Source organism: Streptomyces sp. RLA012 (genome assembly GCF_056270325.1).
Genome location: NZ_JBWDPA010000002.1, coordinates 6,361,152 through 6,374,030 on the forward strand (window position 1 = coordinate 6,361,152; position 12,879 = coordinate 6,374,030).

Annotated in this window: 15 protein-coding genes; 6 read left to right on the forward strand and 9 right to left on the reverse strand. The window is 68.6% G+C overall.

Going from position 1 to position 12,879, the window contains the following annotated elements; genetic code table 11:
• Window positions 1–9: 9 nt before the first annotated feature.
• Window positions 10–192, reverse strand: coding sequence for a hypothetical protein (locus tag RV986_RS29255; protein WP_054235178.1), 183 nt, complete (start codon window positions 190–192; stop codon window positions 10–12).
• Window positions 193–335: 143 nt separating this feature from the next.
• Here RV986_RS29255 and RV986_RS29260 point away from each other — a divergent pair, with 143 nt between their 5' ends.
• Entirely contained in the window at window positions 336–773 is a 438-nt protein-coding gene (locus RV986_RS29260; protein WP_054235179.1) for a MarR family winged helix-turn-helix transcriptional regulator, read from the forward strand.
• 413 nt (window positions 774–1,186) lie between these two features.
• Window positions 1,187–2,479 carry an MFS transporter gene (locus tag RV986_RS29265; RefSeq protein WP_475920241.1) on the forward strand — a complete coding sequence of 431 codons (1,293 nt, stop codon included), beginning with the start codon at window positions 1,187–1,189 and terminating at the stop codon, window positions 2,477–2,479.
• A 7-nt stretch (window positions 2,480–2,486) separates the two neighbouring features.
• Here the strand turns inward: RV986_RS29265 and RV986_RS29270 are convergent, their stop codons facing one another.
• Entirely contained in the window at window positions 2,487–2,681 is a 195-nt protein-coding gene (locus tag RV986_RS29270) for a hypothetical protein (RefSeq protein ID WP_475920242.1), read from the reverse strand.
• Window positions 2,682–2,788: 107 nt separating this feature from the next.
• Here RV986_RS29270 and thpR point away from each other — a divergent pair, with 107 nt between their 5' ends.
• Complete coding sequence (gene thpR / locus RV986_RS29275; protein ID WP_475920243.1) at window positions 2,789–3,361, forward strand: RNA 2',3'-cyclic phosphodiesterase; 573 nt, start codon at window positions 2,789–2,791, stop codon at window positions 3,359–3,361.
• A gap of 278 nt (window positions 3,362–3,639) precedes the next feature.
• Here the strand turns inward: thpR and RV986_RS29280 are convergent, their stop codons facing one another.
• From RV986_RS29280 to RV986_RS29295, 4 genes are all read right to left on the reverse strand, one after another.
• Window positions 3,640–4,632, reverse strand: coding sequence for an aldo/keto reductase (locus tag RV986_RS29280; protein WP_475920244.1), 993 nt, complete (start codon window positions 4,630–4,632; stop codon window positions 3,640–3,642).
• Between the two features lie 60 nt (window positions 4,633–4,692).
• Window positions 4,693–5,280 (reverse strand): Uma2 family endonuclease, encoded by a 588-nt coding sequence (locus RV986_RS29285; protein WP_475920245.1) that lies wholly within the window; start codon window positions 5,278–5,280, stop codon window positions 4,693–4,695.
• Window positions 5,281–5,352: 72 nt separating this feature from the next.
• Window positions 5,353–5,934, reverse strand: coding sequence for a Uma2 family endonuclease (locus RV986_RS29290; RefSeq protein WP_475920246.1), 582 nt, complete (start codon window positions 5,932–5,934; stop codon window positions 5,353–5,355).
• 86 nt (window positions 5,935–6,020) lie between these two features.
• Entirely contained in the window at window positions 6,021–6,695 is a 675-nt protein-coding gene (locus RV986_RS29295; RefSeq protein WP_475920247.1) for an SGNH/GDSL hydrolase family protein, read from the reverse strand.
• Window positions 6,696–6,833: 138 nt separating this feature from the next.
• On the opposite strand from RV986_RS29295, the gene RV986_RS29300 reads away from it, so the two are divergent.
• Together RV986_RS29300 and RV986_RS29305 are read left to right on the forward strand one after the other, a co-directional pair.
• On the forward strand, window positions 6,834–7,829 hold the full coding sequence (locus tag RV986_RS29300) for a WD40 repeat domain-containing protein (RefSeq protein ID WP_475920248.1): 996 nt from the start codon (window positions 6,834–6,836) through the stop codon (window positions 7,827–7,829).
• A gap of 228 nt (window positions 7,830–8,057) precedes the next feature.
• Entirely contained in the window at window positions 8,058–9,563 is a 1,506-nt protein-coding gene (locus tag RV986_RS29305; RefSeq protein ID WP_475920249.1) for a cellulase family glycosylhydrolase, read from the forward strand.
• A gap of 57 nt (window positions 9,564–9,620) precedes the next feature.
• Here RV986_RS29305 and RV986_RS29310 read toward each other — a convergent pair whose 3' ends face one another.
• Window positions 9,621–9,833, reverse strand: coding sequence for a DUF397 domain-containing protein (locus RV986_RS29310; protein WP_475920250.1), 213 nt, complete (start codon window positions 9,831–9,833; stop codon window positions 9,621–9,623).
• Window positions 9,830–10,699, reverse strand: coding sequence for a helix-turn-helix domain-containing protein (locus RV986_RS29315; RefSeq protein WP_475920251.1), 870 nt, complete (start codon window positions 10,697–10,699; stop codon window positions 9,830–9,832). The genes RV986_RS29310 and RV986_RS29315 overlap by 4 nt, the downstream gene beginning before the upstream one ends.
• A 710-nt stretch (window positions 10,700–11,409) precedes the next feature.
• Here RV986_RS29315 and RV986_RS29320 point away from each other — a divergent pair.
• Entirely contained in the window at window positions 11,410–11,604 is a 195-nt protein-coding gene (locus RV986_RS29320) for a hypothetical protein (protein WP_475920252.1), read from the forward strand.
• Window positions 11,605–11,756: 152 nt separating this feature from the next.
• On the opposite strand, the gene serC is transcribed toward RV986_RS29320, so the two are convergent.
• The gene (gene serC, locus RV986_RS29325; protein WP_475920253.1) at window positions 11,757–12,875 is read right to left on the reverse strand and encodes a phosphoserine transaminase; all 1,119 of its coding nucleotides are present in this window, start codon (window positions 12,873–12,875) and stop codon (window positions 11,757–11,759) included.
• Window positions 12,876–12,879: the final 4 nt, after the last annotated feature.

The window sequence follows — 12,879 nt, forward strand, 5'->3', positions numbered from 1 at the left end:
CGCGGGGTCTCACGTGACCCCGTAGAACTTCTCCGTCTCCTCGACCGCGGTCTGGAACCGCTCGTCGAAGTCGTCGCGAATGAGCGTCCGGACCACATAGTCCTGGACGCTCATTCCGCGTTTGGCGGCGTGGTGCCGGAGCCGGTCGAGCAGCTCCCCGTCTATCCGCAAGCTGAGCACGCTGGTCCCCATGCAGTCGAGGGTCGCCCCGCCCGGGCGCACGACGGGTCACTTTCCGCAGCGGGCTCACTCGTATGAGTGATGTATGGGTTCAGTGGCCCGTGTCACGGGCATCCTGTGGCTCTTTAGCGAGAGTAATGAGTTATGCTAAATACATGGCTGACCTCACCCATGGCGACGACGCTGCCGCCGTGAACGCCCTGCGCTCCGCAGTAATGCGGCTGTCACGTCGACTCAAGCACCAGCGGGTCGACGAGTCGCTGAGCCCCACCGAGATGTCGGTGCTCGGCACCCTCGCCCGCTGTGGCACCGCCACGCCCGGCGAACTCGCCCGCAAGGAGCATGTGCAGCCGCCCTCGATGACCCGCATCGTCGCGTTGCTCGAAGCCAAGGGCCTGGTCAGACTGGAGCCGCACCCCGAGGACCGGCGCCAGAAGGTCGTCACGCAGACCGACAAGGCGGAGGCGATGCTCGAAGAGAGCCGCCGCAAGCGGAACGCGTTCCTGGCCGGACTGGTCGAGGCCCTCGACGAGGACGAGTGGGCGAAGGTCCGCGAGGCCGCCCCCGTCCTCGAAAAGCTCGCACAGCTGTGAGTGCCGCACACCGGGCTCAGGCGCACGCGCGGCAGGCGCGGCTTCGGCGCGGGCGCCGCGCGGTGGTCGCAGCCGCGCACGGCCCCTCGCCGGGCGTGCGCCGGTCGCGGTGTCCCGTGCGGGGCGCGCCGTGCGGGCCGTGCGCACTGTCCGGCACGTACCCCGGTGCCGGAACCTCACCGTGACAGACGCGGCGGCGCCCGCGTGCCGAGACGTCCAACGTTAGGAGGCGAACCTCTTTGAGTACGGGACCCGGAATACCTTCCGCCCCCGGACCAGCCACCCCCGATCCCTCGTCCGCTCCCGATTCCTCGTCCACCGCCGATTCGTCGTCCACCGCCGATTCGTCGTCCACCGCCGGCTCCCCGCCCGCCCCGGAGTCCCCGCCCGCTCCGCGCTCCTCCAGCTCGTCGATGTTCAGCTCGCTGAGGGTCAGGAACTACCGGCTGTTCTTCCTCGGCCAGGTCGTCTCCAACACCGGCACCTGGATGCAGCGCATCGCCCAGGACTGGCTGGTGCTGAGCCTCACCGGCTCCTCCGCCGCGGTCGGTATCACCACCGCGCTGCAGTTCCTGCCGATGCTGCTCTTCGGGCTGTACGGCGGCGTCCTCGTCGACCGGCTCCCCAAGCGCCCCACCCTGCTGACCACCCAGACGGCCATGGGCCTCACCGGCCTCGCGCTCGCCTTTCTGACCCTCTCCGGCCATGTCCAGGTCTGGCACGTCTACCTGGCGGCCTTCGCCGTCGGCCTCGCCACGGTCGTCGACAACCCGGCCCGCCAGTCCTTCGTCTCCGAGATGGTCGGTCCCGGTCAGCTGCAGAACGCGGTCAGCCTCAACTCCGCCAACTTCCAGTCCGCCCGGCTGATCGGCCCCGCCGTCGCGGGCCTGCTGATCACCGGCGTCGGCACCGGCTGGGCCTTCCTCTTCAACGGCCTCTCCTTCGTGGCCCCCATCGCGGGGCTGCTGCTGATGCGCACCCGCGACCTGCACATGGTCGAGCGGGCACCGCGCGGCAAGGGGCAGCTCCGCGAGGGCCTGCGCTATGTCGCCGGCCGCCCCGAGCTGATCTGGCCGATCGTCCTCGTCGGCTTCATCGGCACCTTCGGCTTCAACTTCCCGGTCTGGCTCTCGGCGTACGCGGACGACGTCTTCCACGCGGGCGCCGGCGCGTACAGCCTCTTCAACACGCTGATGGCGGTCGGCTCGGTGGCCGGCGCGCTGCTCGCCGCCCGTCGCGGCACGGCCAGACTGCGCATCCTGATCGCGGCGGCCGTGGCCTTCGGCGCCCTGGAGGTGGTGGCGGCCACGGCTCCGTCCCTGTGGCTCTTCTCGCTCCTGATGGTCCCGATCGGAATCTTCGGCCTGACGGTGAACGTCACGGCGAACACCGCGGTCCAGATGGGCACCGACCCCGCCATGCGGGGCCGCGTCATGGCGCTGTTCATGATGGTCTTCATGGGCGGTTCGCCCCTGGGCGCGCCCCTGGTCGGCTGGGTCACCGACGCCTACGGCCCGCGCGTCGGCTTCGCGCTCGGCGGCCTGGTGTCGATGACCGCCGCGATCACCATCGGCCTGGTCCTGGCCCGCGTCGGCGGCCTGCGCCTGTCGGTGGGCTGGCACCGCGGCCATCCCCAGGTCGGCTTCGTACCGAGAGAGCAGACGGAACAGCCCGAGCAGAAGGAGCAACTGGCCAGGGCGACATGACGCGCGGTCACACGAGGGCCCGTATCCGGACCAGCGCCAGCTGGAACGCCGTCGGGTTCACCTTCAGGGGCCCGCTGAACGGATAGTTGAACTCATACACGATGAGGAGCATCACGCCCACGGTGAGGGCCGGCAAGAAGACCACGCCCGCCGTCGCCACCGCCGAGCCCGCCAGGAGCAGCAGGATTCCGAGCATGGGCATCTGGCGGCCCCCCGTCGACGTACGCACCCACCCGTATTCATCTTCATCCTCATCTTCATCGTGGGCGAAGATGGCCCGGTGATCCATTCCCTGGAAGGGTGACGGGCATGAGACTCTTTGCGGCCGTGCTGCCCCCGCAGGACGCGGTACGTGAACTGGGCGCGATGGTGGACGAGTTGCACCGGCTGCCGGGCGCGGACGGACTGCGCTGGACCGGCCGCCCCGGCTGGCACTTCACCCTCGCCTTCTACGGAGAGGTGGCGCAGGACGTGGTTCCGGCGCTGTCGGACCGGCTGGCGCGCGCGGCGCACCGCACGCCCTCCTTCCCGCTCGCCCTGCACGGCGGCGGTCACTTCGGCGGCCGGGCGCTGTGGACCGGGGTGTCGGGAGACGTCCGTACGCTGCGGCTGCTGGCCGACCGGGCGGAGGCCGCGGCGCGGAAGGCGGGCGTCGAGATGGGCGAGCACCGGCGCTACCGCCCGCATCTGACGCTGGCCCGCAGCCGGGACACGGCGGACTTCGCCCCGTACGTCACCGCCCTGGACGCCTTCGCCGGGCGGAACTGGACGGTCCGGGAACTGTGTCTGGTACGCAGCAATCTGCCCAGTTCAGGGGTGCCGGGGGAGCAGCCGCGGTACGAGACGGTGGGGCGCTGGCCGCTGGACGGGGCGGGCGGCTGAAGGCGGCCGGGGGCGGCCGGTTAACCTCGATGGCGTGAACCCGAAGACCCGAAACCAAATCATGGCCGGTGTACTCGTACTGATGTTCGTCGTGGTGGCGCTGGCGGCGGCGGTCAAGTAGAGCCGACCGGACCGCTCCGCCGGGTCGGCCGGAATACCGCTCCGCCGGGTCGGCCGGAATACCGCGCCGCTCGTCTGCCCGCGGGCAGGTCGTGGCCGGCCGCGCGGTTCCGCGCGCCCCGAGAGGGGGCGCCCCGGCGGGCGCCCCCTGGGGAGTGCTACCAGGCGAAGGCCTCCGGGGACGGCCCCGGACCCGGGAAGATCTCGTCCAGGCCGGTCAGCAGGTCCTCGCCGAGCTCCAGCTCGACGGCGCGCAGCGCGGACTCCAGCTGTTCGGCGGTGCGCGGGCCGACGATGGGGCCGGTGACGCCGGGGCGGGTCAGCAGCCAGGCCAGGGCGGCTTCTCCGGGCTCGATGCCGTGCTTGTCGAGCAGGTCCTCGTAGGCCTGGATCTGGGCGCGGCTGGTGGGGTTGGCGAGGGTGTCGGCGGCCCGGCCGGAGGCGCGACGCCCACCCTGGATCTCCTTCTTGATGACCCCGCCCAGCAGACCGCCCTGGAGCGGCGACCAGGGGATGACCCCGAGGCCGTACTCCTGCGCGGCCGGGATGACCTCCATCTCGGCGCGCCGTTCGGCGAGGTTGTAGAGGCACTGCTCACTGACGAGACCGATGGTGCCGTGGCGCCGCGCGGCGATCTCGTTGGCCTGGGCGATCTTGTACCCGGGGAAGTTGGAGGACCCGACGTAGAGGATCTTGCCCTGCTGCACCAGTACGTCGATGGCCTGCCAGATCTCCTCGAAGGGAGTGCTGCGGTCGACGTGGTGGAACTGGTAGACGTCGATGTAGTCGGTCCGGAGCCGCTTGAGGGAGGCGTCCACGGCCCGCCGGATGTTCAGGGCCGACAGCTTGTCGTGGTTGGGCCAGGCGTCGCCCTCGGCGGCCATGTTCCCGTACACCTTGGTGGCGAGCACGACCTTGTCGCGCCGCTCGCCGCCCTTCGCGAACCAGTTCCCGATGATCGATTCCGTGCGGCCCTTGTCGGCGCCCCACCCGTAGACATTGGCCGTGTCGAAGTAGTTGATTCCCGCGTCCAGCGCCGCGTCCATGATGGCGTGGCTGTCGGATTCGTCGGTCTGCGGACCGAAGTTCATGGTGCCGAGGACGAGTCGGCTGACCTTGAGTCCCGTGCGTCCGAGCTGCGTGTACTTCATGACTCCCCAGCCAACGACGTGGAGTGCGCTCTAGGCAAGGGAGGTGCCCCGTGTGGCGGGTCAGTCGCGGGGGAATTCGTCGGTTCGAAGGGCGAGGCCGACCACGGTGGTGGCGAGGTCCACGGGGTCACCGAAGACGATCTTCGCCTCGACCGTGTAGTCGCCGCGCTTGGGCTCGGTGAAGAGGTGGCACCGGCCCTGGTAGGGGTCGGCGACGAGGTAGACGGGGACTTCGGCGAGGGCGTAGGTGAGTTTCTTGGGGCCGTGGTCGTTGGCGGCGGTGTCCTTGGAGATGACCTCTGCCACGAACTCGACGTCCTGGTAGCGCCAACGGCCCTTGTTGTCCTTCACCGATCGGTCGGCCATCGCGGCCACGTCGCAGGCGAAACCGTTCAGGTGTCCCGGGAAGTCGATCCGTACGTCCGACGTCAGCCGCTTGCGCGGGTACTTGGCGCGCAGTTGCTCCACGAGGTCGAGGACGATCTCCCAGTGATGCTGCCGCTGCGGTGACATGAAGATGTTCCCCCCGACGATCTCGACCTTCGTTCCCTCGGGGATGGGCATCTTCTCAAGACACTCGAACATGACGTCCAGGGTCAGTTCGCCGCTTTCCTCGGCCATCTCGATCCTGTCTTCAAGGACGGTCATCGTGGCGCTCCTCCCCGGCCGCAACCCGGTCGAGCGCAGCCGCGCGGTACAACGATACGCACGGTGACGTGGTTACTCGCGGGGGAACTCGTCGGTCTTGAGGGTGAGGCCGAGGCTGCCGATAGTGAGGTCGACGTCCCCTCCGAAGGAGACCGTCGTCTCCGTGACGTACTCGCCGTCCTTGGGCTGGGTGAAGAGGTGGCACCGGCCCTGGTAGGGGTCGGCGACGAGGTAGACGGGGACTTCGGCGAGGGCGTAGGCGGTCTTCTTGGGGCCGTAGTCGTTCCTGGCGGTGTCCTTGGAGATGACCTCGGCGATGAACTCCATGTCCTGGTGGCGCCAACGGCCCTCGGCGTCCTTCTCGGAGCCGTCGCGCAACTTCGCCACATCCGGGCAGAGGCCGTTGAGGTGGCCGGGGAAGTCGATCCGCACATCTGAAAAGACCATGGAGTCCATGCCGAACGTAGTGTCCAGAGCGTGGATGATTCTGCGGATGATCAACCAGTGAATGTCCCGCTGCGGCACCATGAAGACGGCCCCCTCGACGATCTCGGCCTTGAAGCCCTCGGGGACGGTCATCTGGTCGAACATCTCGTCCAGGATCTGTTCGTTGATGGTGGCCATGGCGATCCTGTCGTTCTCTACGACGGTCATGGTGGCGCTCCTCCCCGGCCGCAACCCGGTCGAGTACAGCCGCGCGGTACAACGATACGCACGGTGACCGGGTCACGTCCCTGGTCTCAGGGGGAGTAGGGCTCGCCGAGGTCCCAGGCCTGGTACATCGCCTCCGCGAAGGCTTCCGCGATCTTGTGTTCGCCGGCCGCGTTCGGGTGCGTGCCGTCGTATGTGTCGAGACCGGTGTCGTACGCGAGGGGAGGGGTGGCCAGGAGGAGGGGGGAGCGGGGTTCGTCGAGGTCGGCGGCCGTCTTCGCCAGGAGCTCGTTGAAGGAGGCGACCTCGGCCGCGAAGGCGGCGTCGGACTCCGCACGGACGTTCGGTATCACCGGGAGCAGGACCATGTGGACGCGCGGGTTCGCCGCGCGGGCCTCCGCGATGAAGGCGCGGGCGTTCGCCGCCGTCTGTTCCGCGTTCGTGTAGAAGCCCAGGTCGATCAGGCCCAGGGAGACCAGCAGGACGTCCGCGCGGTGGGAGCGGACCGCCTCGCCGATCAGCGGGGTCATGTGCTGCCAGCCCTCGCCCCAGCCCGCCAGATGGGCACGGGGGAAGTCCGGGTCGGCGTACTCGTAGGAGTCGGGGGATTCCGTCGCCTTGTCGTACAGCGTCTCGCGCGGACCGACGATCAGGAACGGGCCCCCGTACGTCGCACGCAGGTGCTGCCACATCCGGTAACGCCATGTGTGTTCGCCCGCGCTTCCGATCGTCATGGAGTCGCCGACGGGCATGAACCTGAGCATCCGCTCATCATGGATGATCGGGCGGGCGATCAGTACGCGTCGCGTGGGCCGTGGAGTGTGAGGATGGACACGCGGGGGCCGGTGTTTCCGCGCGGGCGCCCCCGGGCCCCGATGCCACCGGGATGGCAGGCTTGGCCCATGCGCCGATCGCCCTCGTTCCTCGCCGGAGCCGCCTCCGCCGCTGCCGCTGTCGTGTTCGGCCTTGCGCTGCCGGCGCCGGCCCTCGCCGCCGACGGGGACGGGGGGTTCACGATCAAGGATCCCCGGATCACCGAGTCCAGCGGACTCGCCGCCTCCCACCTCCACCCCGGCATCTACTGGACCCACGACGACAGCGACGACGGCCCGTACCTCTACGCCGTCGACAGCAGGACCGGCGAGACCGTCGCCACCGTCACCATGCGCGGAGTGGGCGCGCCGCGTGACGTCGAGGCCATCTCCATCGGGCCGGACGGCGACCTCTACGTCGGCGACATCGGAGACAACCTCGGCGGCAAGTGGTCGTACGTGTGGATCTACAAGCTGCCGGAGCCGAAGGTGCTCAAGGACCAGACGATCCGTGCCACCCAGTACGTCGTGAAGTACGCGGACGGGCCCCGCAACGCCGAGGCGCTGATGGTCCATCCGAAGACCGGGCGGGTCTACATCGCCGACAAGAACGAGGACGGCGGCCACCTGTACGAGGGTCCGGCCCGGCTCTCCGCGTCGGGCACCAACATCTTCCGGTCCGTCGCCACCATCGACCTCTGGGTCACCGACGGCGCCTTCTCGCCCGACGGCGAAACACTCGTCGTACGCGGGTACTTCGGCGGGATCGCGTACGCCTGGAACGGCGGGAAGATCAAGCGGCAGGGGCGGCTGAACGTGCCGCTCCAGGGGCAGGGGGAGTCCGTCACCTACACCGCCGACGGGTCCAAGCTGATGTACGGGAGTGAGGGCAAGGACAGCCCGGTGCAGGCCGAGTCGGCTCCCGGCGGTGGTTCCGGCTCCAAGTCGCCCTCGGCGGGCGGGGGTTCGGCGTCGGCGGGCGGTGGCGGGGGTGGCGGCATGAGCTCCGGGGCCAAGGGGGCGCTTGCCGTTGCCGCGGTTCTGGCGGCGGGCTTCGGGCTGAAGAGGTTGTTGCGCAAGTCATAGGGGGTGCGGCGTGCGGCGTGCGGCGGGGATTGCGCTCTGCGGGCCGGTGGGGGCTTGTCGCGTTAGTTCCCCGCGCCCCTGAAGGGGCGCTGCACGGCACCCGCGGTCACATGGATTCCGCCCGGATCCTTGACGTGCCCATGAACCATTTGTTCCATGGGGAGTACGCGGCACATGGGAGCGCTCCCATCCGTTCCGGGGCCGCGCCTCCCCGAGAGGAACCCGCACATGTTCCGCAGTTTGCGAAGAGCGCTGTGCGCCGTGGCCGCCGGGCTTCTGCTGCCCCTGGCGGGCGTTCAGACCGCGCACGCCGCCGCGGCTCCCGGCGCCGGGTACTGGCACACCGGCGGCCGTCAGATCCTCGATGCGGCGGGTCAGCCCGTCCGTATCGCCGGCGTCAACTGGTTCGGCTTCGAGACCGGGAACCACGTCGTGCACGGACTCTGGTCGCGCGACTACAAGAGCATGATCGACCAGATGAAGTCGCTGGGCTACAACACCATCCGGCTCCCGTACAGCGACGACCTCTTCAAGGGCGCCGGTGCCGTGCCCAACAGCATCGACTTCTCCTCCGGCAAGAACGCCGATCTGCAGGGGCTGAACTCCCTGCAGGTCATGGACAGGATCGTGGCGTACGCCGGTCAGGACGGCCTCAAGGTCATCCTCGACCGGCACCGGCCGGACGCGGGCGCCCAGTCGGCGCTCTGGTACACCTCCGCCGTCCCCGAGTCGACGTGGATCGCCGATCTGAAGGCGCTGGCGGCGCGTTACGCCGGACAGGACACCGTCATCGGCATCGATCTGCACAACGAGCCCCACGACCCCGCCTGTTGGGGCTGTGGGGACGCGGCGACGGACTGGCGGGCGGCCGCGCAACGGGCCGGGAACGCCGTGCTGTCCGTCAATCCGCAGCTGCTGATCTTCGTGGAGGGCGTGCAGACGTACGCGGGCGTGTCCGGCTGGTGGGGCGGCAACCTGATGGGCGCCGGGCAGTATCCGGTGCAGTTGAGTGTGGCCGACCGGGTCGTGTACTCCGCGCACGACTACGCGACGAGCGTGGCGCAGCAGAGCTGGTTCAGTGATCCGTCCTTCCCCGACAACATGCCCGGGGTGTGGGACAGGTACTGGGGCTATCTGTTCAAGCAGAACATCGCGCCGGTGTGGGTGGGCGAGTTCGGGACCACGCTCCAGTCGACCGTGGACCAGAAGTGGCTGGCCGCGCTCGTCTCCTACCTGCGGCCGACGGCCACCTACGGCGCCGACAGCGTCTCCTGGACCTTCTGGTCGTGGAACCCCAACTCCGGTGACACGGGCGGGATCCTGAAGGACGACTGGGCGACCGTGGACACGGTGAAGGACGGATATCTGGCGAGCGTGAAGGCGCCCGGCTTCCCGGGCACCGGCGGGGGAGACGGCGGTGGTGGCGGGAGCACGGCGGCCTGCGGTGCCGGCTACACGGTCAGCAGTGACTGGGGCAGCGGGTTCAACGCCGATGTGAAGGTGACCAATACGGGGACGGTCGCTCTCAAGTCCTGGAAGGTCACCTGGACATGGAGCGGGGCGCAGAAGGTCACGAGCATGTGGAACGCGACGTACACGCAGAGCGGGGCGACCGTCACCGCGGTGAACGCCGATCACAACGGGGCTGTGGCGGTGGGCGGTTCGGTGAGCTTCGGGTTCGGGGGAGCGCCGGGAGGTGGGGCCGTGCCGAGCATGAGCTGTACAGCGGCGTGAGAAGAAGGCGCCCGGCGATTGCTGGATCGCCGGGCGCCTCGCGAGTTTGTACGGAGGTCAGCCCTGGTGGGTGAGGTGACCGAACGCGCCGGCCTGCGCCCCGGTGACGAATGCCTGCCATCCGTTGCGGGTGAAGGAGAGCAGCGGTCCGTTCTGTTCCTTGCTGTCGCGTACGGCACGACCGCCCCCGGCGGTGGCCGCAACCTCTACGCAGTTGTTCTCCTGACCGGAATACGAGGACTTCCGGAAGGGGCCTATGGGCTCGGTCACGACGCGTCTTCCTTACTGCTCCGCAGCACGCGCCGGATGAGTCTTGTGCTCGCGTCCGGCGTCAGTGCTGACGATCGTAGTAGGTCGAACGCGTTGGCGTAAGCCGCGAGATCCTCCGTGCCCTCAAGGACCGACGAACCTCTCAGGTTGTCGAGTGTCACGGCTTCGACAGTCGGTTCCGAATCGAAGCTGAAGGAGGAGAACGCGGAAGTCGAGCCTGCCAGGGCTCCCGCTGCGAACGGCAGCACCTGCACGGTCACATGCGGCCTTTTCCCCACCTCAACGATTGCGGACAGTTGTTCCCGGTGAATCTCGACGCTCACCAAGGGATGCGCGATGACTGCTTCCCAGAGGATGGCGGTGTACGCGGTTCCGCCTTCGTCGATCTTGGCCTGTCGGCCTTCGCGTGCTTTCACCAAGTGGGTGACCCGTTCAGGGGCAACGTAGTTGGGGCCTGTCGTGATGATCGCTTCCGCGTAGGCCGGGGTTTGCAGGAGACCGGGGAACAGAACCGGCTGCCATTCCCGGATGTAGGTGGCGTCGTCCTCCAGTGCGATGTGATCGAGGTAGTCGGGCCGTAGGTGCTCGGCGTGTTCGAGCCACCAGCCGCGGTGATTGCTGTTCTTCGCGAGCCATACAAGGTGCTCGCGTTCCGTCTCGTCGTGGACGCCGTACCTGTCCAGGAGCAGGAGGACTTCCGCGGGTTTGGCTGTGGTGATGCCGTCTTCCATGCGGCTGATCTTGGAGCGTGAGCCGTAGATGAAGACCGCTGCCTGAGCCTGATCGAAACCAGCCTTGACCCTGTGGCGCTGCATCTTGCGGCCGAACCGCCTACTCCGCACAGTCGGCTTCCCACCTGCGGGCATCTGGCCGCCTCCCTCTCTCGACCCCTCAGTCTGCCAAATCCGCCCGTTTGTTGGGGCCCCGCAGAGCCGGGTCACTCGATAGTGGTCTCTTGTGCACGTGTGCATGGGATTCGATTGCAAGAGTTGGGAATCCAGGCCTAGCCTCATTGGCATGCGCCGCTGCTACACGGCGTGAACTTGACTATGTGTCAGGGGGTACTGCCCAGCGGAGATCAGGAAGAGGGTGGGCGAGGGCTGGTCGTCGTGGCGGCTCTGGCGGAGAACTGGGGGTGCGATCTGCGCCGGTTCGCCAAGTGCCTGTGGGCCACCTTCCCGATGTCCGAAACGTGTTCCTCAACGGCGCTGCAGACCAAGGAGCCCTGACATGCAGAACACTGTTCTGTGGGCAGGCGTCCTGTACTGCGTGTTGCTGCCGCTTCGGCCGCGCAGACGGGGCGGAGAAGGCAGACGCGCCGCGCCGTCGGGCCCGCGAGACTTCGCCCGGCCCGTACGAGACCCGGACCCGTATGTGCTGCGCCTGCCGCACCCGAGGGACGCACGCCGGCTCCGCTGGTTCGAACGCGTCCGGGCCACCGGCCGACCCGTGGCACACACCAGCGAAGAGACCTGCCGGCAACGTGAGTCGGGCGTATCCGGCGACGACGTTGTCCGGCCGTACGTGCGGCAGGCCATAGGGGAGACGTGGCGCCCAGGTGGTTGGGAGTTACCCGATGAGTGAGATGAGCGAGGAGATCGTGCACGCATCTGTTGCGCAGGAGGAGCCGGAGTGGCTCGCATGGCTCGACCATGTGAAGTCCTGCACCGCTGAATGCCGGTGCCACGGCAAGGACTGCGCCACGGCAGCCGAACTGCGGACGGCGCTGCGCCAGGCGCGCGTTCGGGCCGACCGTGACAAGCCCCGGTGACTGCCGATGCTGTGGGTGAATCCGGTCGGCTGTGCCCGCTCCACCGCACAGCTACCGGAAACCGTGAACACTTTCCTCCAAAGTGTTCACGGTTTCCGAGGAGGGTGTCCCGGGCGGCGGATTCGCCGACCCCGTTCTCGTACGGGTGACGGTTACAGCTTCTCGATCACGTAGTCGACGCACTTCGTCAGTGCCTCGACGTCCGCCGGGTCGATCGCCGGGAACATCGCGACACGGAGCTGGTTGCGGCCGAGCTTGCGGTAGGGCTCGGTGTCGACGATGCCGTTGGTGCGCAGGACCTTGGCGACGGCGGCGGCGTCGACCTCGTCCGTGAAGTCGATCGTGCCGATGACCTGCGAGCGCTTGGCCGGGTCGGCGACGAAGGGGCTCGCGTACTTGCTGTCCTCGGCCCAGGTGTACAGGCGGGTCGAGGAGTCCTTGGTGCGGGCCGTGGACCAGCTCAGGCCGCCCTGGCCGTTGATCCACTCCAGCTGCTCGTTGAGGAGGAAGAGGGTGGCGAGAGCCGGGGTGTTGTACGTCTGGTTCTTGCGGGAGTTGTCGATCGCCGTGGGAAGCGAGAAGAACTCCGGCACGTGGCGGCCGCTCGCGTGGATGCGCTCGGCGCGCTCGATGGCGGCCGGGGAGAAGACACCGATCCACAGGCCGCCGTCGGAGGCGAAGGACTTCTGCGGGGCGAAGTAGTAGACGTCCGTCTCGGTGATGTCGACAGGGAGGCCGCCGGCGCCGGAGGTGGCGTCCACCAGAACGAGGGAACCCTCGTCGGCGTCGTTGACGCGCTTGAGGGGGGCGGCGACACCGGTGGAGGTCTCGTTGTGGGTGAAGGCGTAGACGTCGACGCCCGCCTCGGCCGTCGGCTCGGGGTGCGTGCCCGGGTCGGAGGAGATGACGGTGGGGTCGGCGAGCCACGGGGCGAGCTTGGCGGCCTTCGCGAACTTGGAGCTGAACTCGCCGAAGGTGAGGTGCTGGGACTTGTTGTCGATCAGACCATGGGTCGCGACGTCCCAGAAGGCGGTGGAGCCGCCGTTGCCGAGGACGACCTCGTAGCCGTCGGGCAGCGAGAACAGCTCGCGCACGCCCTCGCGCACCTTGCCGACCAGGTTCTTGACCGGGGCCTGGCGGTGGGAGGTACCGAGCAGCGAGGCGCCGGTCGCGGCCAGCGCGTCCAGTGCCTCCGTCCGCACCTTGGAGGGGCCCGCGCCGAATCGTCCGTCGGCGGGCTTGATGTCAGCGGGGATCTGGATATCAGCCACGGTG

What these genes read in the sequence shown, in the direction of transcription:
- RV986_RS29285 (WP_475920245.1), bottom strand. Translation starts at nt 5,280, where the DNA reads ATGACCGTCCTTGAAGACAGGATCGAGATGGCCGAGGAAAGCGGCGAA.
- RV986_RS29315 (WP_475920251.1), bottom strand. Translation starts at nt 10,699, where the DNA reads ATGCCCGCAGGTGGGAAGCCGACTGTGCGGAGTAGGCGGTTCGGCCGC.
- RV986_RS29300 (WP_475920248.1), top strand. Translation starts at nt 6,834, where the DNA reads ATGCGCCGATCGCCCTCGTTCCTCGCCGGAGCCGCCTCCGCCGCTGCC.
- RV986_RS29280 (WP_475920244.1), bottom strand. Translation starts at nt 4,632, where the DNA reads ATGAAGTACACGCAGCTCGGACGCACGGGACTCAAGGTCAGCCGACTC.
- RV986_RS29260 (WP_054235179.1), top strand. Translation starts at nt 336, where the DNA reads ATGGCTGACCTCACCCATGGCGACGACGCTGCCGCCGTGAACGCCCTG.
- RV986_RS29320 (WP_475920252.1), top strand. Translation starts at nt 11,410, where the DNA reads ATGAGTGAGATGAGCGAGGAGATCGTGCACGCATCTGTTGCGCAGGAG.
- RV986_RS29295 (WP_475920247.1), bottom strand. Translation starts at nt 6,695, where the DNA reads ATGCTCAGGTTCATGCCCGTCGGCGACTCCATGACGATCGGAAGCGCG.
- RV986_RS29265 (WP_475920241.1), top strand. Translation starts at nt 1,187, where the DNA reads ATGTTCAGCTCGCTGAGGGTCAGGAACTACCGGCTGTTCTTCCTCGGC.
- RV986_RS29290 (WP_475920246.1), bottom strand. Translation starts at nt 5,934, where the DNA reads ATGACCGTCGTAGAGAACGACAGGATCGCCATGGCCACCATCAACGAA.
- RV986_RS29270 (WP_475920242.1), bottom strand. Translation starts at nt 2,681, where the DNA reads ATGCCCATGCTCGGAATCCTGCTGCTCCTGGCGGGCTCGGCGGTGGCG.
- RV986_RS29255 (WP_054235178.1), bottom strand. Translation starts at nt 192, where the DNA reads ATGGGGACCAGCGTGCTCAGCTTGCGGATAGACGGGGAGCTGCTCGAC.
- RV986_RS29305 (WP_475920249.1), top strand. Translation starts at nt 8,058, where the DNA reads ATGTTCCGCAGTTTGCGAAGAGCGCTGTGCGCCGTGGCCGCCGGGCTT.
- thpR (WP_475920243.1), top strand. Translation starts at nt 2,789, where the DNA reads ATGAGACTCTTTGCGGCCGTGCTGCCCCCGCAGGACGCGGTACGTGAA.